The organism is Stutzerimonas kunmingensis, assembly GCF_032106285.1.
In the GTDB taxonomy this organism is placed as follows: Bacteria; Pseudomonadota; Gammaproteobacteria; order Pseudomonadales; family Pseudomonadaceae; genus Stutzerimonas; species Stutzerimonas kunmingensis_B.
The window spans coordinates 24,710-43,259 of sequence record NZ_DAMCPO010000032.1 but is presented as its reverse complement, the minus strand read 5'-3'; the positions used below and the strand labels follow the sequence as shown (position 1 = coordinate 43,259).

The 18,550-nt window shown below is 62.9% G+C and carries 19 protein-coding genes; 13 read left to right on the top strand and 6 right to left on the bottom strand.

Annotation, left to right across the window (positions count from 1 at the left end; genetic code table 11):
* Positions 1-166 precede the first annotated feature (166 nt).
* Complete coding sequence (locus RT582_RS19635) at positions 167-1,921, bottom strand: bifunctional alpha/beta hydrolase/class I SAM-dependent methyltransferase (protein WP_313479447.1); 1,755 nt, start codon at positions 1,919-1,921, stop codon at positions 167-169.
* A gap of 169 nt (positions 1,922-2,090) precedes the next feature.
* Entirely contained in the window at positions 2,091-3,410 is a 1,320-nt protein-coding gene (locus tag RT582_RS19630; protein ID WP_104098953.1) for a bifunctional DedA family/phosphatase PAP2 family protein, read from the bottom strand.
* 203 nt (positions 3,411-3,613) lie between these two features.
* Here RT582_RS19630 and RT582_RS19625 point away from each other — a divergent pair, with 203 nt between their 5' ends.
* The 13 genes from RT582_RS19625 (at position 3,614) to RT582_RS19565 (ending at position 15,185) form a co-directional block, all read left to right on the top strand.
* Positions 3,614-4,879, top strand: coding sequence for a glutamate-5-semialdehyde dehydrogenase (locus RT582_RS19625; RefSeq protein ID WP_234174576.1), 1,266 nt, complete (start codon positions 3,614-3,616; stop codon positions 4,877-4,879).
* Positions 4,879-5,538: a nicotinate-nucleotide adenylyltransferase gene (nadD, locus tag RT582_RS19620; RefSeq protein WP_014818952.1), complete on the top strand. Its 660-nt coding sequence runs from the start codon at positions 4,879-4,881 to the stop codon at positions 5,536-5,538. The genes RT582_RS19625 and nadD overlap by 1 nt, the downstream gene beginning before the upstream one ends.
* A 15-nt stretch (positions 5,539-5,553) precedes the next feature.
* On the top strand, positions 5,554-5,913 hold the full coding sequence (rsfS, locus tag RT582_RS19615) for a ribosome silencing factor (protein WP_014818953.1): 360 nt from the start codon (positions 5,554-5,556) through the stop codon (positions 5,911-5,913).
* A 3-nt stretch (positions 5,914-5,916) separates the two neighbouring features.
* Positions 5,917-6,384, top strand: a complete 468-nt coding sequence (gene rlmH, locus RT582_RS19610) for a 23S rRNA (pseudouridine(1915)-N(3))-methyltransferase RlmH (RefSeq protein ID WP_014818954.1) — start codon at positions 5,917-5,919, stop codon at positions 6,382-6,384.
* 18 nt (positions 6,385-6,402) lie between these two features.
* A complete protein-coding gene (gene mrdA / locus RT582_RS19605) occupies positions 6,403-8,292 on the top strand; it encodes a penicillin-binding protein 2 (RefSeq protein WP_023444919.1) in 1,890 nt (629 codons plus the stop codon).
* The gene (rodA, locus tag RT582_RS19600; protein WP_014818956.1) at positions 8,289-9,434 is read left to right on the top strand and encodes a rod shape-determining protein RodA; all 1,146 of its coding nucleotides are present in this window, start codon (positions 8,289-8,291) and stop codon (positions 9,432-9,434) included. Before mrdA ends, rodA begins: the two co-directional genes overlap by 4 nt.
* A 47-nt stretch (positions 9,435-9,481) precedes the next feature.
* Complete coding sequence (gene mltB, locus RT582_RS19595; RefSeq protein WP_041015894.1) at positions 9,482-10,459, top strand: lytic murein transglycosylase B; 978 nt, start codon at positions 9,482-9,484, stop codon at positions 10,457-10,459.
* The gene (locus tag RT582_RS19590; protein WP_313479441.1) at positions 10,456-11,448 is read left to right on the top strand and encodes a septal ring lytic transglycosylase RlpA family protein; all 993 of its coding nucleotides are present in this window, start codon (positions 10,456-10,458) and stop codon (positions 11,446-11,448) included. The genes mltB and RT582_RS19590 overlap by 4 nt, the downstream gene beginning before the upstream one ends.
* 47 nt (positions 11,449-11,495) lie before the next feature.
* Positions 11,496-12,653, top strand: a complete 1,158-nt coding sequence (locus RT582_RS19585; RefSeq protein ID WP_014818959.1) for a D-alanyl-D-alanine carboxypeptidase family protein — start codon at positions 11,496-11,498, stop codon at positions 12,651-12,653.
* Positions 12,654-12,720: 67 nt separating this feature from the next.
* Positions 12,721-13,002 (top strand): DUF493 domain-containing protein, encoded by a 282-nt coding sequence (locus tag RT582_RS19580; RefSeq protein WP_041015896.1) that lies wholly within the window; start codon positions 12,721-12,723, stop codon positions 13,000-13,002.
* A complete protein-coding gene (gene lipB / locus RT582_RS19575) occupies positions 13,002-13,658 on the top strand; it encodes a lipoyl(octanoyl) transferase LipB (RefSeq protein ID WP_104098959.1) in 657 nt (218 codons plus the stop codon). Before RT582_RS19580 ends, lipB begins: the two co-directional genes overlap by 1 nt.
* A complete protein-coding gene (lipA, locus tag RT582_RS19570; RefSeq protein WP_313479437.1) occupies positions 13,651-14,628 on the top strand; it encodes a lipoyl synthase in 978 nt (325 codons plus the stop codon). Before lipB ends, lipA begins: the two co-directional genes overlap by 8 nt.
* A 212-nt stretch (positions 14,629-14,840) precedes the next feature.
* Positions 14,841-15,185, top strand: a complete 345-nt coding sequence (locus tag RT582_RS19565) for a hypothetical protein (RefSeq protein WP_003301712.1) — start codon at positions 14,841-14,843, stop codon at positions 15,183-15,185.
* Positions 15,186-15,257: 72 nt separating this feature from the next.
* On the opposite strand, the gene RT582_RS19560 is transcribed toward RT582_RS19565, so the two are convergent.
* The 4 genes from RT582_RS19560 to RT582_RS19545 form a co-directional block, all read right to left on the bottom strand.
* On the bottom strand, positions 15,258-16,553 hold the full coding sequence (locus tag RT582_RS19560) for a lytic murein transglycosylase (RefSeq protein WP_125896947.1): 1,296 nt from the start codon (positions 16,551-16,553) through the stop codon (positions 15,258-15,260).
* A 62-nt stretch (positions 16,554-16,615) separates the two neighbouring features.
* Positions 16,616-16,774 (bottom strand): alternative ribosome rescue factor ArfA, encoded by a 159-nt coding sequence (arfA, locus tag RT582_RS19555; protein ID WP_003285150.1) that lies wholly within the window; start codon positions 16,772-16,774, stop codon positions 16,616-16,618.
* A gap of 104 nt (positions 16,775-16,878) precedes the next feature.
* A complete protein-coding gene (gene holA, locus RT582_RS19550; RefSeq protein WP_313479432.1) occupies positions 16,879-17,907 on the bottom strand; it encodes a DNA polymerase III subunit delta in 1,029 nt (342 codons plus the stop codon).
* A gap of 37 nt (positions 17,908-17,944) precedes the next feature.
* The gene (locus RT582_RS19545; protein ID WP_313479429.1) at positions 17,945-18,550 is read right to left on the bottom strand and encodes an LPS-assembly lipoprotein LptE; all 606 of its coding nucleotides are present in this window, start codon (positions 18,548-18,550) and stop codon (positions 17,945-17,947) included.

The window sequence follows — 18,550 nt, the reverse complement described above, 5'->3', positions numbered from 1 at the left end:
GCAGAAGGTCGAATTGCTGGGGCTGGACGAGCCAGAGTCGCAGCTCGAGCAGATTCAAAGCCTGCTCGAGCAATTGCAGGACGGGGCGTAGGCGTGTCGCCCCCGTGTGTTCGCCAGCGTGACCTAGCGCCGCACCGGCCAACCTTGGTGTCGCTAGAGAAGGTCGTCAGTAGGGTTTTTGTGCCAACGACACCGTAAAGATCCCCCAGTCGTCGATACGCTGCGTGATTTTTACCAGGCCTGCCGCTGCTACCAGTTGGTCAGTCTCCGCTTGGGTACGCCGCCGCATCACCCATGCCTGCCCATCTCGGTGACTGGTCTGCACTCGGGCTATGAGCTTCAGCTGTGGGTGCCATGGTTGTCCGGTGTAAACGATGTAGCCGCCCGGTTGCAGCGCTTCGGCGACGCCGGCAAGAGAGCGGCCGATCATCTGGTTGTCGCCGAACAGCTCGTAGAGACCCGATACCACTACAAGCGTGGGGCGCGGCGAGAGTGCGGCCAGATCCGCCTGATCGAATGCGTCTGCCTTGATGAATCGAGCGACGTCTTCGAAACCCTTTGCCCGGATCAGGGCACTGCCGTCGCGTACATTGATATCGCTGTAATCGCGCAGGAGAATCGAGGCAGGGCGTTCTTCGAGGTCCTGTATTGCCTCGAGAATGTAGCGGCCATGGCCGGAGGCAATGTCCACGATATGTACCGGCTGATCGGCGCTTCGCAGGCGGCTCATCGCCCCACGTAACAGCTCTTCTACATGCCTTTTTCTCGGGCGTATTGCACGCCAGCCTATGGAGTTCAAATAAAGCTGGTCAATCTTGCGCCCCAGCACAGTCAGCCCTGCTGGTTCGTTTCTGTAGACATAATCGAGCGTGCTGCCGGAATCGAAACCCGCCTCGAAACCGAGCTTCAGCCCATGAGAAAGCCGGGCGCCAAGGCGCATTCCCGCACGCATGGCGCGCCAATAACATCCTTCCATGGAGTTCGGAGCTACAGGGGCAGTCAGTGCTTCTGCTTCCGCACACATCGGGCCTATTCGGTCCGAATCGAGGAGCGACGGGGGCGCCATTGGCATATCGAAATTATGACGAATAAAGCGGCGGACCTGGCTTACTGGCCGATTACGATCTCGCTCGCCGAGCGTGTCGTGAAAGAAACCCGGCAGAACGTGTTTTTCTTTTCGTAAGCTGCCAAGTCTTTCGAAAAAAGTTACTTGCGGTTTGCGTTCTACGACGAAGTCTGCGCCTGAGATAAAGAGCTGAGTTGGGATCTGGATCGCCTGCGCATCTGCAACCACGCGCCGCGCCGCTTCATGCAGCCCAAGGAGCATATTGACGGAAATGGCCTTGGTGATGAGCGGATCCTGCTGATAGCTCTGAATCCGCGCGGGATCGTGCGTCAGGAAGCGGGCCTTGACGTAGCTGTCGACGAAGAAGTTGCCGCGAAACGCTCGTATTAGCCTTAGGCCTGTCCGTGCGAATGGTACATACAGCTTTACCTTGAACGCCGGTGACGCCAGCACCAGCGCCCGAACTTTGGGCGCATAGTCGTGGGCCCATGTCGCAATAACTACCGCCCCTACACTTTGCGCAACAATTGCCAGGTCTTCCTCTTTGATGCAGTGCATAGAGCCGATGTGATCAATGAACGTCTGCACGTCTCGTACGCTCGTCGCGAATCTCGGGCTGTCTCCACGGGTGCCAGGCGACAGACCGAGCCCGCGCGCATCCCAGGCAAAGAAATCGCAGTCAGGAAGGTCGAGCTCATCAACGAGGTGGGCCAGCCGGCCGGAATGCTCATGTCCGCGATGGAACATGACGACGGCCCGCCTTGTAGGCCCTGTGGACGAAAGCGCGGGCCAATGGCGGTAGGAAAGCTCTAAGGCATCGTGGGTGCTGAAAGTTAGAAGGCGTGACTCGCGCATCGAAATATCCTGGTCCCTGGACAGTTATTGAGTTATCCGAAACTCAACGGCAGAAGGCTGCTCTGCCACGGTGCGGACTTTCCGCTGGTAGCGCGATACACGCAACGACGCCTCGCACATTCCTGGTTCGCACCAGAAAAAAATTCGGATCACACGCTTGAGGGAGCAATCACTGATACCGATACATCTGCATCGCTGTCGGCAGGGCCCAGACGCTGAATGCGCCGAGCAGGCCCAGACAGGCCGGCAGGATCAGCCACCAGACTCTCGGTGCCATTGCGTGCAGCGGGCTGCGCCATTGCACCAGGGTCAGGCTGGCGGCGCAAATGCAGGCGGCCAGCAGGGCGCCGGCCGTCACGTCGGTGGTCCAGTGCACGCCGAGATAGACCCGTGAGAGTGCGATCGCCGTCGCCGGTAAGCTGGCGAGGACCAGCCAGGCAAGGCGCAGGCGCGGTGGCTGGCCGCGACCGGCGAGCACGCCGAGGGTGAGGAAGAAGGCAAACGCCGCTGAGCTGTGCCCGCTGGGAAAGCTGTAGCTGCTCAGCGGCTCCATCAGTACTTCCGGGCGAACGCGAGCGAAGGTGGCCTTCAGGGCGCCGTTGGCCAGGGCCGTGCCCAGCAGCGTAAGAATGGCGAACAGGGCGGCGCGCCATTGGCGTGCGACCAAAAGCAGCAGGGATAGCAATACCGCGGCCCACAGTTGGGTGTGAAAGTCGCCGGCGCGGGTGACGATCACCATGATGCGGTCGAAGGTGGTGCTGCGTGCGCCCTGGATCACTGCCAGCAGGCCTTCGTCGAGTTCCTTCAGGTGCGGCCAGCCGAAAAACAGACCGAGCAGGATGGCAACGCCGAGGCCGGCCGACAGTGCGCTGACCCAACGCAAGCCGCGCAGGCTGCCGAATGCAGTTGCCGCGATCAGCGTCAGCAGCGCGCCGACCACTATCCCGGCTTCGCTCCAGAAACCCTCCTCCAGCGGCAGGCGGATGGCGGCTCCGGCGCTCCAACCGGGCAGCAGATAAGCCATCGACCAGCCGGCGGCAGCACACAGGCTGACCAGCAGGAAGCGTCCGAGCGGCATGTCGAGCATGCCGGCGGTCATCGGCAGCATGGGGCGCAGCGGGCCGATGAAGCGGCCTACCAGCAGGCTGGCTACGCCGTAGCGCTGAAAGTAGTGCTCGGCCTGCATCAGCCACTCGGGATGGTCGCGCAGGCCTCGCAAGCTGCGAATGCCCTGGTGATAGCGTCGACCGAGGGCGTAGGAAAGCAGGTCGCCGATCAGTCCGCCGATGAAGCCCAGCAAAAGGGTTTCCCCCAGGCTCAGCACTCCGCTGCCAGCGAGTACAGCAATCGCGAATACCAGCACCGTGCCCGGGATGATCAGTCCGACTACGGCCAGACACTCCATGCAGGCGACGATCAGCAGCGCCAGACCCAGCCATTGCGGATGCCCGGCGAGCCATTGGGTTAGGGTTTCGAGCCACTGGCCCATGCGGATTTCCTTGAATCGAGATCGCCTTTCGACCTGACGAAAGGGTGGTGGGTTTCCTCGGCGCGAGGATACTGCGCCGTGCTGGCTGGTTTGTAGCGCTGTCCGCGCATGCATTCGAGCGCCTTTCGCCCGGCGCCGCTGTGCGCGGGCGGTCGGGGTGGCTATAATCAGCCGCTTTCCCTTCAGTCAGGCCAGCTAGATCCATGACCGAGTCCGTACTCGATTACATGAACCGCCTGGGCCGCGCCGCGCGCGAGGCCTCGCGGGTGCTTGCGCGCGCCAGCACGGCGCAGAAGAACCGTGCCCTGCAGGCCGCCGCCGCCGCGCTCGACGCAGCCCGCGACGAGTTGGTCAGTGCCAATGAGCGGGACCTTGCCGGTGGCCGCGCCAACGGTCTGGACGCGGCGATGCTCGATCGTCTTGCGCTGACGCCCAAGGTAATCGACGGCATGATCGAAGGGCTGCGCCAGGTCGCCACGCTGCCGGACCCGATCGGCGAGATTCGCGATATGCGCTACATGCCTTCGGGCATTCAGGTCGGCAAGATGCGCGTGCCGCTGGGCGTGGTCGGGATCATCTACGAGTCGCGGCCGAACGTGACCATCGACGCCGCCAGCCTGTGCCTGAAGTCGGGCAACGCGACCATCCTGCGCGGTGGTTCCGAGGCGATCCATTCCAATCAGGCCATTGCCCGCTGCATCCAGCTTGGCCTGGCCGAAGCCGGGCTGCCGGCAGCGGCGGTGCAGGTCGTGGAGACCACTGACCGGGCTGCGGTCGGCGCGCTGATCAGCATGCCGGAATACGTCGATGTGATCGTGCCGCGCGGCGGCAAGGGTCTGATCGAACGCATCAGTCGCGACGCCCGGGTACCGGTGATCAAGCACCTGGACGGCATCTGCCATGTCTACATCGACGTGGCGGCGGACGTGGACAAGGCCGTTCGCGTCGCCGACAACGCCAAGACCCAGCGCTTCGCGCCGTGCAATACCATGGAGACGCTGCTGGTTCACCAGGGTATCGCCGACCGGGTGCTGCCGCCACTGGCGGCCATCTATCGCGAGAAGGGCGTTGAGTTGCGTGGCTGTGCGCGAACCCAGGCGCTGCTTGGCGGCGATGTGCTGGAGGCCAGCGAAGAAGACTGGTCCACCGAATACAACGCACCGATCCTGTCGATCCGCATCGTCGATTCGCTGGATGCCGCCATCGAGCACATCAATCGCTACGGCTCGCAACACACCGACGCGATCGTCACCGAGAATTTCACCGATGCCCGGCGCTTCCTCACCGAGGTGGACTCCGCTTCGGTGATGGTCAACGCCTCGACGCGTTTCGCCGATGGCTTCGAGTATGGCCTGGGTGCGGAGATCGGCATCTCCACTGACAAGCTTCATGCCCGTGGTCCGGTCGGTCTGGAAGGGCTGACCAGCGAGAAGTACGTGGTGTTTGGCGACGGCCACGTCCGTACCTGATGAGCCAAGGCAGCGGCGCCCGGCGCATCGGTATACTCGGCGGTACCTTCGATCCGGTACACATCGGTCACTTGCGCGGGGCGCTGGAAGTGGCCGAGATGTTCGATCTCGACGAGCTGCGGCTGATACCCAACGCGCGTCCGCCGCACCGTGACACCCCCAATTGCTCGGCGCAGGATCGCCTGGCAATGGTTCGCCTGGCGGTGCAAGACCTGCCGCCACTTTGTGTGGACGCTCGTGAGCTGGAGCGGGAGAAGCCGTCCTACACCATTGACACGCTGATTTCCCTGCGCGCCGAGCTGGGCGAGGAGGATCAGTTGTTGCTGGTGGTGGGCTGGGATGCCTTCTGCGGCCTGCCAACCTGGCATCGCTGGGAAGAGCTGCTCGACTATTGCCATATCCTCGTCCTGCAACGCCCGGATGCCGGCAGCGAGGCGCCGCAGGTGCTGCGCGATCTGCTCGCCGCACGCAGCGTGCCCGATCCCCAGGTGCTTTGCGGGGGCAGCGGGCAGATTGCCTTCGTCTGGCAGACACCGTTGGAAGTGTCTGCCACACAGATTCGCCAATTGCTGGCCAGCGGCAAGTCGGTCCGATTCCTGGTTCCCGATGCCGTACTGGCTTATATCAACGCGCACGGACTGTACCGGGCGTCGAACTGAGGTTGTTTTCACGTTATGCAAACTGAAGAGTTGGTCCAGCTGGCGGTTGCCGCCCTGGAAGATCTGAAAGGCCAGGACATCACCACTATCGATGTGCGCGGCAAGACCAGTGTCACCGATTACATGATCATCGCCAGCGGCAGTTCCAGCCGGCACGTCAAGTCGCTCGTCGAAAACGTGCTGGAGCAGGTCAAGGAGCAGGGCGTTCGCCCGCTTGGCAGCGAGGGTCTCGAAGGCGGTGAGTGGGCGTTGCTCGATCTGGGCGATGTCGTCGTCCATGTGATGCAGGTGCCGACCCGCCAGTTCTACGATCTCGAACGTCTCTGGCAGGGCGCCGAGCAGAGCCGCGCGCAGCACGCTCACGACCCGGAATAAGCCGTGCGTATCAAGCTGATTGCGGTCGGCTCGAAGATGCCACGCTGGGTCGAGGATGGTTGGCAGGAATATGCCAAGCGCCTGCCGTCCGAACTACCGCTGGAGCTGCATGAGATCGCGCTCAATACCCGTGGCAAGAACGCCGACGTGGCGCGGTTGATTCGCCAGGAAGGCGAGGCCATGCTGGGCAAGGTTCAGCCAGGCGAGCGCATTGTCACGCTCGAAGTACATGGCAAGCCGTGGAGCACCGAGCAGCTGGCGGCGGAAATCGAGCGCTGGCGGCTCGATGCACGCAACGTCAACCTCATGGTCGGCGGTCCGGAAGGGCTGGCACCCGAGGTTTGTGCGCGCAGCGAGCAGCGCTGGTCGCTGTCGCCGCTGACCCTGCCTCATCCGCTGGTGCGAATCCTGATCGGCGAACAGATCTACCGCGCCTGGACGCTGCTGTCCGGTCATCCCTATCACAAGTAGTCCGCGAACCCCTTCAAGATGCCGCAACCGATTCAACTCAAGGATCACGAGAAGGACGCCGTGCTGGTGCGCCGGCGCGTCATCGTTGGCCTTGTGTTCGTGTTGCTGTTGATCGGTGTGCTGGTGTCGCGGATGTACTACCTGCAGGTGGTGCAGTTCGAGCACCATTCTACGCTGTCGGAGAACAACCGCGTCCACGTTCAGCCGATTCCGCCCAATCGCGGATTGATCTTCGACCGCAAGGGCCGGGTTATCGCCGACAACCGCCCCAGCTTCAGCCTGACCGTCACCCGCGAGCGCGCCGGCGACTGGAAGACTGTGCTCGATGGCGTGGTCGAGGTGCTGGAGCTCAGCGAGGAAGAGCGTGGGCTGTTCGAGAAGCGCGTGTTGCAGGGGCGCCGGCCATTCGAGCCGGTACCGATCATGTATGAGCTGTCCGAGGAGCAGATTGCGCGCATTGCCGTGAATCAGTTCCGCCTGCCTGGGGTTGAGGTGGCGGCGCAGCTGGTCCGGCATTATCCGCAGGGTCCGCACTTCGCGCACTCGGTAGGCTATGTCGGGCGAATCAACGAACAAGAGCTCAAGCAGCTCGACCCGGTCAATTACAGCGGCACGCACCATGTCGGCAAGACCGGTATCGAGAAATTCTACGAGGACGAGCTGCACGGCCAGGTCGGCTACGAAGAGGTCGAAACCAACGCCCGCGGCAGGGTCTTGCGCGTGCTCAAGCGTACCGATCCGATACCGGGCAAGGACATCACGCTGTCGCTCGATCTCGACCTGCAGGAGGCCGCAGAAGCGGCGCTCGGTGGTCGTCGCGGTGCAATCGTCGCGCTGCTGCCGAGCACCGGCGAGGTGGTGGCGATGGTCAGTCAGCCGAGCTTCAACCCCAACCTCTTCGTCACCGGCATCAGCTTCAAGGATTACGGTGAACTGCGCGACTCTATTGATCGTCCGTTGTTCAACCGTGTGCTGCGCGGCCTTTACCCGCCCGGCTCGACCATCAAGCCAATGATGGCCGTTGCCGGCCTCGATGCCGGCGTGATCACGCCGAGCAGTCGCGTGTTCGATCCGGGCTTTTTCCAACTGCCGAACGTGAAGCACAAGTACCGCAACTGGAACCGCAACGGCGACGGCTGGGTGGACCTGGACCTGGCCATCGCCCGCTCCAACGACACTTACTTCTACGACATGGCCCACAAGCTGGGCGTCGATCGCATGCACGAATACATGACCCGTTTCGGCCTGGGGCAGCGCGTATCCCTGGACATGCACGAGGAGACGGCGGGCCTGATGCCGTCGCGCGACTGGAAACGGGCGCGCTATCGCCAGCCCTGGTATCCCGGTGAAACAGTGATTCTCGGCATCGGCCAGGGTTACATGCAGGCCACGCCGCTGCAGCTGGCCCAGGCCACGGCGCTAGTGGCGACCCGCGGCAAGTGGATTCGGCCGCATCTGGCGCGCAGCGTCGGTAGTGAAGCGCCGGTGGACCATGATCCGGTTCCGGACATCCAGCTTCGCGATCCGCGCTTCTGGGACTACGCGACCCACGGCATGGAGCAGGTTCTGCATGGCGCGCGGGGTACGGCAAGGAAGGTCGGTGACAGCGCGGCGTATCGTATTGCCGGCAAGAGCGGTACCGCCCAGGTGGTCGCGATCCGCCAGGGCGAGAAATACGACAGTGCCAAGCTGGCCGAACGCCATCGGGACCATGCGCTGTTCGTCGCCTTCGCCCCGGTGCATGATCCGCAGATCGCCGTGGCGGTGATGGTCGAGAACGGCGAATCCGGTTCAGGCGTCGCCGCGCCGGTGGCCAAGCAGGTCATGGACGCCTGGCTGCTGAACGAGGAGGGCGTGCTCAAGCCCGAATTCGCCCCGCCGCTGACCGCCGAAGGGAAGAAGCCATGAGCGGCAATTTCGACCGAACCCTGTCGCGCGAGGACGTGCTGCGGCGTCGCGCCAGCCTGTTGCAGCGCCTGCATATCGACGGGCTGCTGCTGGTGCTGCTGCTGATGCTGGCGGCGGGCAGCCTGTTCGTTCTCTATTCGGCCAGCGGCAAGAACTGGGATCTGGTCATCAAGCAGGCGACGTCTTTCGGCCTCGGTCTGGGTGCAATGCTGGTCATTGCACAGTTCGAGCCACGCTTCATGGCGCGCTGGGTACCTCTGGGCTATCTCGCTGTGGTAGCGCTGCTGGTGGCGGTCGAGGTCGTCGGCCATACAGCGATGGGCGCCACCCGCTGGATCAACATTCCGGGGGTGATCCGCTTCCAGCCGTCGGAGTTCATGAAGATCATCATGCCGATGACCATCGCCTGGTATCTGTCCTCGCGCAGCCTGCCGCCTAGCATCAAGCACACTGCGATCAGTCTGTCGCTGATCCTCGTGCCCTTCGTGCTTATCCTCAAACAGCCGGATCTGGGCACGTCGCTGCTGATTCTCGCCTCCGGCGCATTCGTCCTGTTCATCGGCGGTCTGCGTTGGCGCTGGATCATTGGCGCGGTCACGGCGATCGTGCCCATCGCTGTGGCGATGTGGTACTTCGTACTGCACAACTACCAGAAGCAGCGAGTACTGACGTTTCTCGATCCGGAAAGCGATCCGCTTGGCACTGGCTGGAACATTATCCAGTCGAAGGCGGCGATCGGTTCGGGTGGGGTGTTCGGCAAGGGCTGGCTGGCAGGCACGCAGTCGCACCTGGATTTTTTGCCGGAAAGCCACACGGACTTTATCATCGCCGTGCTCGCTGAAGAGTTCGGCCTGGTCGGGGTCTGCCTGCTGCTGCTGGTGTATGGTCTGCTGATCACCCGCGGCCTTGTTATCACCGTGCAGGCGCAAACGCTGTTTGGAAAACTGCTGGCCGGTGCGCTGACGATGACCTTCTTTGTTTACGTTTTCGTCAATATCGGTATGGTCAGTGGGCTGTTGCCGGTGGTGGGGGTGCCATTGCCCTTCATTAGTTATGGCGGAACTTCATTGGTGACCCTGCTGTCAGGGTTCGGGGTTTTGATGTCGATCCACACCCATCGCAAGTGGATCGCGCAGGTTTGACGAGAGTGAATTTGTTGACTTCATTACGGCGTGGCTGGATGGCGCGGATGCTAGGGGGCGTGGCTTTGGCCGGCGCTGTGCTGGGAAGCCTGCCGCTGCAGGCGGCCGATTACACCGGCGCCAACGTGGACGAGTTCATCGCGGAGATGACCCGCGACTACGGATTTGCCGACGAGCAGCTGCGTGACCTGTTCAAGCAGGCCGAGCGCAAGCAGGCGATTCTCGATGCCATTTCGCGTCCTGCGGAGCGGGTCAAGCCGTGGAAGGAATATCGACCTATCTTCCTCACCGACTCGCGTATCGCCCAGGGCGTCGACTTCTGGCGGGAGAATGAAGCCGCGCTGACTCGTGCGGAAACCGAATACGGCGTGCCGGCGGAAATCATCGTCGCGATCATCGGCGTGGAAACCTTCTACGGCCGCAATACCGGTAGCCATCGGGTGATCGATGCGCTGTCGACGCTGGGCTTCGATTACCCTCCGCGTCAGCCGTTTTTCCGTCAGCAGCTCAAGGAGTTCCTGCTGCTGACTCGTGAGGAGCAGGTCGACCCGCTTACGCTCAAGGGCTCCTACGCGGGTGCGATGGGACTGCCGCAGTTCATGCCGAGCAGCTTCCGCGCCTACGCGGTGGATTTCGACGGCGACGGGCACATCGATATCTGGAACAACCCCACCGATGCCATCGGCAGTGCGGCCAGTTACTTCAAGCAACATGGCTGGGCTGCGGGCGAGCCGGTGGTGGCGCGGGCCAAGGTTGGCGGCGAGCGCTATGAAGAAGGGCTGACCGTCGGCCTGGAGTCGCAGAAGAATGCCGGCGAAATGCGTAGCCTGGGCTGGCAGTTCGACAAGTCGGTCGCCGACGATACGGCCATTACCGCTTTTCGCCTGGATGGCGCAGAGGGTGATGAGTACTGGCTGGGCCTGCCGAATTTCTATGTCATTACCCGCTACAACCGTAGCGTGATGTATGCGATGGCCGTGCATCAGCTGTCCCAGCTGCTGGCCGAAGCGCGAGGCGAACAATGACCGTGATCTGGACAAGGCTGGTCGCGCTGGGTGTCGCCGGGGCGCTGCTGGCGAGCTGCTCATCGACGCCGACACCGAGCAGTGCACCAAGCAAGAGTGCCGGTATCAGTGGTCCCGGCGACTACAGCCGTCCGCACAAGGACGGCGCGCCCTGGTGGGACGTCGACGTTTCGCAGATCCCCGATGCCACGCCGATGCCACATTACGGCCGTTACAAGGCCAATCCCTATACGGTGCTGGGCAAGACCTACTTTCCAATCAGCGATGGTCGACGTTATTCGGCTACCGGGACGGCATCCTGGTATGGCACCAAGTTTCACGGCCAGCCCACCGCCAACGGCGAGAAGTACGACCTTTATGGCATGAGCGCGGCGCACAAGACGCTGCCCTTGCCCACTTACGTCAAGGTCACCAATCTGGATAACGGGCGCACCGTGGTCTTGCGCGTCAATGACCGTGGTCCGTTCTACTCCGATCGGATCATCGATCTGTCTTTCGCCGCGGCGAAGAAGCTCGGCTATGCCGAGAGCGGAACGGCGCGGGTAAAGGTCGAAGGCATCGACCCTCAGCAATGGTGGGCCGACCAGGGCCGACCGGTGCCGACGATGATGGCGCAGCCGGAGATGGTTGCGAGCAAGCCCACCAGCAATGTCGCGCAGCCGATCGAACAGTACACGCCGCCGCCCCAGCAGCACGCTGCGGCCACGGTGCCGCTGGAAGTCGATGCAAAAAAAAACGCTTCGCCCGCAGCCTCTGGCCTGTTTCTCCAGGTTGGCGCCTTCGCCAATCCGGATGCAGCGCAGTTGCTCAAGGACAAGCTGAGCGGCGTGGTCTCTGCCCCGGTGTTCATCAGCTCGGTGGTACACAACCAGCAGACCCTGCACCGCGTGCGCCTGGGACCCATCGACACACCGGATGAGGCCATGCAGCTCGAAGAGAGCGTACGCCTGGCCAACCTCGGACAGCCGCGGCGCGTTGCCGCTGACTGATCGCTGCAAACCTTGCCTTCGTTTTACCTGACTAATTTGAGATTCGGATGAACATCACCAGCCTCGTGCAACGCTTCATAGTCCTGGCAGTGCTGACGGTCACCCCGACCGTCTGGGCAGCGCAGATCGTACCGTCCGCCCCGCAGCTGGCGGCCAAGTCATACATGCTGATGGACGCGGCCAGCGGCGAGGTACTGGTCGAGCACAACGGTGACGAGCGCCTGCCGCCAGCGAGCCTGACCAAGCTGATGACCGCCTATATCGCCACCCTGGAAATCCAGAAAGGTCAGATCAGCGACAGCGACATGGTCACGGTGAGCGAGAAGGCCTGGCGTACCGGCGGCTCGCGGATGTTCATCCAGGTCAACACGCAGGTGTCGGTCGACGATCTGCTGCATGGCATCATCATTCAGTCGGGCAACGACGCCAGCGTCGCCATGGCCGAGCACATCGCCGGCAGCGAAGAGGCCTTTGCCGATCTGATGAACAGCACGGCTCAGCGCCTGGGCATGACCAACAGCCATTTCATGAATGCCACCGGCCTGCCGGACCCGGATCATTATTCCTCGGCCAACGACATGGCCAAGCTGGCTCGCGCGATCATCTACGAAGACCCGGCGCACTACGCCATCTACGCGCAGAAAGAGTTCTTCTGGAACAACATCAAGCAGCCCAACCGCAACCTGTTGCTGTGGCGCGACAAGACCGTCGACGGCCTGAAAACCGGTCATACCGAAGAGGCCGGCTACTGCCTGGTGGCCTCTGCCGTGCGTGACAACATGCGCCTGATCTCGGTGGTGTTCGGTACCGACAGCGAGCAGGCCCGCGCGGCGGAGACCCAGAAGCTGCTGACCTATGGCTTCCGCTTCTTCGAGACCCGCACCTTCTACCAGAAGGGCACCGAGCTGGCTCAGGCGCAGGTCTGGAAAGGCCAGCAGGACAAGCTTAAGGCGGGCCTGGCACAGGACCTGACCATGACGCTGCCGCGTGGCCAGGCAGAGAAGCTGCAAGCGGTCATGAGCTTCAACGGCACACTCACCGCACCGATCCAGCAGGGTGACGTCATCGGCAAGGTCGAGGTCAAGCTGGAGGACAAGGTCGTCCGCAGCACCGATCTGGTGGCGCTGGAAACCATCGAAGAGGGTGGGCTGTTCCGCCGGTTTTGGGATAGCATTCGCCTCTTCTTCTACAGCCTGTTCAACTGACCACGCGCGAGTGCACCGCGGCTGATCCCGCCGCGGCGCACGTGCGGATCACGAGTCCGTTACGCCCATGACCGATAACCAAGATGTCGCAGCACCCAAGATTGACTTCCCCTGCGAGCGCTACCCGATCAAGGTGATCGGCGACGCTGGCGAAGGCTTCCGTGAGGTCGTGATCGAAGTCATCCAGCGCCACGCGCCGGATTTCGACGAAACCACCGTCGTCACCCGCGACAGCCGCAACGGGCGATTCCTTTCGCTGCAGGTGCTGATCACCGCCACCGGCGTAGAGCAGCTGCAGGCCATTCACGTCGACCTGCGCGCCACTGGCCGTGTTCACATGGTGCTGTGATGACCCTCGAAGTGGGCGTGCGTGAGCTCGGCCAGATCGAGTACCGGACTGCCTGGCAGGCCATGCAGCACTTCACCAACACGCGCGATGCAGACAGTGGCGACGAAATCTGGCTGCTGCAGCACCCGCCCGTATTCACTCAGGGGCAGGCCGGCAAGGCTGAGCACCTGCTGTTCCCTGGCGAAATTCCGGTAGTGCAGGTGGATCGAGGCGGTCAGGTGACCTATCACGGGCCCGGCCAACTGGTTGGTTATCTGTTGCTCGATGTACGCCGACTCGGTATCGGCGTGCGCGAGCTGGTGAGTCGTATCGAGCAGAGCCTGATCGATCTGCTCGCCGGCTATGGCATCGAGGCGGCTGCCAAAGCGGATGCGCCGGGCGTTTACGTCAACGGTGCGAAGATCGCGTCTCTGGGCCTGCGCATTCGCAATGGCCGTTCCTTCCACGGCCTGGCGCTGAACGTGGACATGGATCTCGAACCTTTCCGGCGCATCAACCCCTGCGGTTATGCAGGGCTGCCCATGACCCAGCTGCGTGACCTGATCGGGCCGATCGACATCTCTGAAGTGGCCGATCGACTGCGTGGTCATCTGGTCCGGCAGCTCGGATACGCGCAACAGAAGACCCTCGCGGGCGGAATCGAAGCATATGAGTAGTGTAGAAACGGCAGGCAAGCGCCCGGCCAAGGTAGAGGCAGGCGTCAAACTGCGTGGTGCCGAGAAGGTTGCGCGGATTCCGGTGAAGATCATCCCCACCGATGAGCTGCCGAAGAAGCCGAACTGGATTCGCGTGCGCATTCCGGTTTCCCCGGAGGTCGACCAGATCAAGCAGACCCTGCGCAAGCACAAACTGCACAGCGTCTGCGAGGAAGCCTCCTGCCCCAACCTGGGCGAGTGCTTCTCCAGCGGAACCGCGACCTTCATGATCATGGGCGACATCTGCACCCGTCGCTGCCCGTTCTGCGACGTCGGCCACGGCCGGCCGAATGCGCTGGACCCGGATGAGGCGAAGAACCTGGCCCAGGCCATCGCCGACATGCGTCTGAAGTACGTGGTCATCACCTCGGTGGATCGCGACGATCTGCGCGACGGTGGCGCCCAGCACTTTGCCGATTGCCTGCGCGAGATTCGCAAGCTGTCGCCGTCGATCCAGCTGGAAACCCTGGTGCCCGACTACCGTGGGCGCATGGATATCGCTTTGGATATCACTGCCAGCGAGCCGCCGGATGTGTTCAACCACAATCTGGAGACCGTACCGCGGCTATACAAGTCGTCGCGGCCGGGCTCGGATTTCGAGTGGTCACTGGATCTTCTGGAGAAGTTCAAGCAGCGCGTGCCGGGCGTGCCGACCAAGTCGGGACTGATGCTCGGCCTCGGCGAGACCGACGAGGAGGTCATCGAGGTCATGCACCGCATGCGCGAGCACGATATCGACATGCTGACCCTGGGTCAGTACCTGCAGCCTTCGCGTAACCACCTCCCGGTGCAGCGCTTCGTTCATCCCGACACCTTCGCCTGGTTTGCCGAAGAGGGGATGAAGATGGGCTTCAAGAACATCGCCTCAGGTCCGCTGGTGCGCTCGTCGTACCATGCCGATCAGCAGGCGCACGGAGCCAAAAAAGACTGAAACCGTAAAGTTATTGCGGCTCTTGAAGACCGCGCAGACAGTCCAGGCTGTCTGCGCGGTTTTTTCTTTTCCGTCCGCCATGCGCCTTGCGAAAGCGCATGGCGCGGGAACTGCCAAGCGGTTGGCAAGAAAATTGCGGCATTACGCCGCATTAGACTTTGGTCTATAGTGGCGTTCGTTTACACCATGAGGCCAACCGAGGGCCACTGCAGATGAACGAACCCCAATTGAAGGACTTGCTTGACGATCTGGATGCCGCGAAGGTCGAGTGCGACGCGATGAGCCGCTTGGTGGTGACGCGGCTGGCCAAGCAGCACATTCCATACCGAGCGATGTTGGGGCAGGTCGAACTGGACGGTAAGGTGGTTTCACCGCACTTCTGGGTCGAGACCGACGGCTGCGTGATCGACTACCGCGCACGCCAGCGCCTTGGTGGTGATCAGCGCGTGCCACATGGCGTGGTCGCGCGCGAGGCAGTGAAGGCCCACTATCAAGGCCAGCAGGTAATCATCGACCCGCTGCCGGACTACCTCTACGAAGTAGCCATCAAACACTGACCCTGTTGCAGGGATAAAAAAAGCCCCGGCAGTCTGCCGGGGCTTTTGTGTATGGCGCCAAGCCCAACTCGATCAGTTGTGGGCGCGCAGTCGCCCGAGCAACTCCTGAGTGGGATGGCCATCGGCCGGCCAACCCAGGCGTTGCTGGAAGCCGCGGATAGCCTTGCGGGTATTGGCGCCGATGATGCCGTCCGGGGTGCCCGGGTCGAAGCCCTGAGCGACTAGACGTTCTTGCAGTTCAAGCCGCTCGGAGCGGCTGAGTGGCTGTTCGCCGCGTGGCCAGCTGCCCGCGACCTCGCCTTTGCCCTGAAAATTCTCTGCCAGCAGGCCGATCGCCAGGGCATATGCCGAGGAGTTGTTGTAGCGCAGGATGGCGCGGAAATTGTCCATGATGAGGAATGCCGGGCCACGATGGCCGGCAGGCAGCAGCAGGCTGGCGCTGGCTTCTTCCTGGTCGCCGGGCAGGTTGCGCAGGCCGAGGCTGCGCCATTCGGCCAGCGGCTTGCGGATCTCGGTGTCGGCCAAGGCGTAGTCGAACCCTTCGGGTAGCTCTACCTCGAAGCCCCAGGCCTTACCCTGTTTCCAGCCGGATGCCTGAAGGTAATGCGCGGCGGAGGCAAGGGCGTCGGCCGAGCTGTTCCAGATATCGCGCTTGCCGTCGCCATCGAAATCCACGGCATGGGTGTTGTAGGTGGTCGGAATGAACTGCGTCTGCCCCATGGCACCAGCCCAGGAGCCGCGCATGCGCTGTGGCGCGACGTCGCCGTGCTGGAGGATTTCCAGCGCTGCAATCAGCTGACTCTTGGCGAATGCCGGACGGCGACCCTCGTGGGCGAGGGTCGCAAGGGAACGAATCACCGATTTGTCGCCCATGATCTGGCCGAAGCTGCTTTCCAGTCCCCAGACGGCAACCAGGGTTTCGCGATCGACGCCGTAGCGGGCCTCGATCTGATCCAGTGTGGTGGCGTGCTCGCTAAGCAAGCGGCGGCCGCTGCGCACGCGCTGTGGCGAAATGGCGCCTTCCAGGTACTGCCAGACGGGCCGGGTGAACTCGGGCTGGCTACGGTCCGCCTCGATCACCGCTGGATCGGGCTGGACGCCGGCGAAGGCCTGGTCGAAGGTCGCGGCGGAGATACCGGCCGCAAGGGCTTCAGCGCGGAACTGCTCGCGCCACTGGCTGAAGCTCAGGTGAGTGGCTTCCGAACGGACATCGGCGATGGTGGCGTCGCTAGGCTGGCTGGCGGCGGGGACGTTGCTGACCAGAGTGGACTGCGCGAGGGGTTCGGCTGCACAGGCAACGACCAGGCTCATCGCCGAAGCGGCAACCAGGGTACGTAGCAGCAGAACGGGAACGAAGGTGTGATACATGCACCGCTCTCGAAACGTGTCGTCGGCCGCAGACATTATCACGCTTTGGCGGTGTTGGGTTTTCAGGCTGCCAGAAGGACCGAAGCCTCCCAGTTGGTGGACTGGGAGGCTTCGCGGCGGTAGCTGCCTTTGCCTTTTTTCGGCGTTTCCTGGCGGAGGCGGAACAGGGGTTGCGCAACCAGGTGCTTGGCCTTGTTCGGCCGTTTCTTGCGTGTGCTCATTTCGACTCCCTCAAATGGCCCGCTATCGGGCGAGGGAATCATAGGCCTTGTACAAAAAATGTCCAGTGCGCCGCGGCGTGAATTCGCTCTCCGCGATTCGCTCGTCAGGTACCGATCCGGCGGCCACTCAGTTGCAGGCAAATGTCCGCCAGACCGATCCAGGGATCCCCGGCGGCCTGGCCCTTGATCTGCTCGTCGATGTGTTGCGCGTCTCTCAGCAACTGGTTCCAGCCGGCCGCGTTATGCCTTTGCAGTGCTTTGGAAACCAGCGGGCGACGCTTATCCCAGACCGGCGGGCGGGCCTGGCTGAAGGCACGCTCAAGCGGAGTGCCCTGGGCATATTGCTGCGCAATATTGGCCAGCAGGCGCAGTTCGCGGGCCAGCGCCCAGAGGATCACCGGTGCCTCGACGCCTTCACCGCGCAGGCCCTCCAGCATGTGCAGCGCATGGGCCGCCTGGCCGTGCAGGGCTGCGTCGATCAGGCCGAATACATCGTAACGGGCGCTATCAGCCACCGCGGCCTGGACGGTTTCCGCGGTGACCTGTCCGGCTTCGGCCAGCAGCTTGAGCTTTTCGATTTCCTGCGCTGCGGCCAACAGGTTGCCTTCGACCCGGGCGCTGATCAGTTCGACGGCTTCCTGGTCCGCGGACAGGCCCGCCTGGGCCAGCCGCTGACGTATCCACTGCGGCAGCTGCGCGGCATCCACTGGCCAGATCTGCAGGAACTGCACGTCCTTGCCATCGATCAGCGCCTTGGCCCACTTGGTCTTCTGGGTGCTGCCGTCGAGCTTGGGCAGACTGACCAGCAGCACGGTGTCCTCGGCGGGGCGGGCCAGATATTCCAGCAGCGCCGCGGCACCCTTGTCACCGGGCTTGCCGTTGGGGGTGCGCAGTTCGAGCAGGCGCTTCTCGGCGAACAGCGAAAGACTCGCACCGGCTTCGATCAACTGGCTCCAGTCGAAGCCGGTCTCCACGTGAAAGACCTGACGCTCACTGAAGCCCTGCGCTCGGGTCGCTGCGCGGATCGCATCGCAGGCTTCCTGGCACAGCAGGTGCTCGTCGCCACAGACGACGTATACGGGCGCCAGCGGGCCTTGCAGGTGTTTGCCGAGCTGAGCGGGAGAAAGCTTCATGGTGCGAAGACGGGGGCCTTGAGGCCCCCGTGACCTGTTACTGGATGGGCAGCTGGATGGGCGACTGTTGCGGCTGCGCGTCCTGGGCACGACGGGCAGCTTCCATGGCTTCAGTCTCGGCGCGGGCCTTGGCTTCGGCTTCCTGTTGCAGGCGGTCGAGCTGCGCCGGGGTGATGCGCTGGATACGCAGGCTCAGCTGCTGCAGCAGCTCGCGGCGCATTTCCTGGCGCAGCTGATCACCTTCCTGGGACGAGCCGATCAGGTTGTTGCTGTCGTGCACGTAGACCTTCTGCACTTCGATGCTGTCCTCGAGCAGCAGCATGTTCTGCGGGCCGCGGAATTCGTAATCGAGGGTGCTGGTCAGCTCATACTCGGCGCTGCGTGCCGAGCTGGTGTAGCTGGCGGTGCGCTGGCGGGTCTGCTCGCGGGCAAGGTTCAGGCTGTACTTGGCGCCCGGGTAAACCCGCACGCCATTGCTCTTGAGCAGGTCTTCGAGTTGCTGAACCGTTTCGCCGTAGCTGTTGCGGGCCTGCAGGTCGATCTCCTTGAGACCGAACTCCACGTCACCGGTGCCGCGCAGCTGGAAGCCACAAGCGCTCAGCAGCAGTGTCAGGCCCAGCACCACCAGATTCCGTTTGTTCAT

Coding starts and splice junctions, on each gene's coding strand:
- rodA (WP_014818956.1), top strand. CDS start 8,289: ATGAGCGGCAATTTCGACCGAACCCTGTCGCGCGAGGACGTGCTGCGG.
- RT582_RS19580 (WP_041015896.1), top strand. CDS start 12,721: ATGACCGATAACCAAGATGTCGCAGCACCCAAGATTGACTTCCCCTGC.
- RT582_RS19635 (WP_313479447.1), bottom strand. CDS start 1,921: ATGCGCGAGTCACGCCTTCTAACTTTCAGCACCCACGATGCCTTAGAG.
- RT582_RS19630 (WP_104098953.1), bottom strand. CDS start 3,410: ATGGGCCAGTGGCTCGAAACCCTAACCCAATGGCTCGCCGGGCATCCG.
- nadD (WP_014818952.1), top strand. CDS start 4,879: ATGAGCCAAGGCAGCGGCGCCCGGCGCATCGGTATACTCGGCGGTACC.
- arfA (WP_003285150.1), bottom strand. CDS start 16,774: ATGAGCACACGCAAGAAACGGCCGAACAAGGCCAAGCACCTGGTTGCG.
- RT582_RS19590 (WP_313479441.1), top strand. CDS start 10,456: ATGACCGTGATCTGGACAAGGCTGGTCGCGCTGGGTGTCGCCGGGGCG.
- RT582_RS19545 (WP_313479429.1), bottom strand. CDS start 18,550: ATGAACAAACGGAATCTGGTGGTGCTGGGCCTGACACTGCTGCTGAGC.
- RT582_RS19585 (WP_014818959.1), top strand. CDS start 11,496: ATGAACATCACCAGCCTCGTGCAACGCTTCATAGTCCTGGCAGTGCTG.
- RT582_RS19565 (WP_003301712.1), top strand. CDS start 14,841: ATGAACGAACCCCAATTGAAGGACTTGCTTGACGATCTGGATGCCGCG.
- rsfS (WP_014818953.1), top strand. CDS start 5,554: ATGCAAACTGAAGAGTTGGTCCAGCTGGCGGTTGCCGCCCTGGAAGAT.
- mltB (WP_041015894.1), top strand. CDS start 9,482: ATGCTAGGGGGCGTGGCTTTGGCCGGCGCTGTGCTGGGAAGCCTGCCG.
- RT582_RS19625 (WP_234174576.1), top strand. CDS start 3,614: ATGACCGAGTCCGTACTCGATTACATGAACCGCCTGGGCCGCGCCGCG.
- mrdA (WP_023444919.1), top strand. CDS start 6,403: ATGCCGCAACCGATTCAACTCAAGGATCACGAGAAGGACGCCGTGCTG.
- lipB (WP_104098959.1), top strand. CDS start 13,002: ATGACCCTCGAAGTGGGCGTGCGTGAGCTCGGCCAGATCGAGTACCGG.
- lipA (WP_313479437.1), top strand. CDS start 13,651: ATGAGTAGTGTAGAAACGGCAGGCAAGCGCCCGGCCAAGGTAGAGGCA.
- holA (WP_313479432.1), bottom strand. CDS start 17,907: ATGAAGCTTTCTCCCGCTCAGCTCGGCAAACACCTGCAAGGCCCGCTG.
- RT582_RS19560 (WP_125896947.1), bottom strand. CDS start 16,553: ATGTATCACACCTTCGTTCCCGTTCTGCTGCTACGTACCCTGGTTGCC.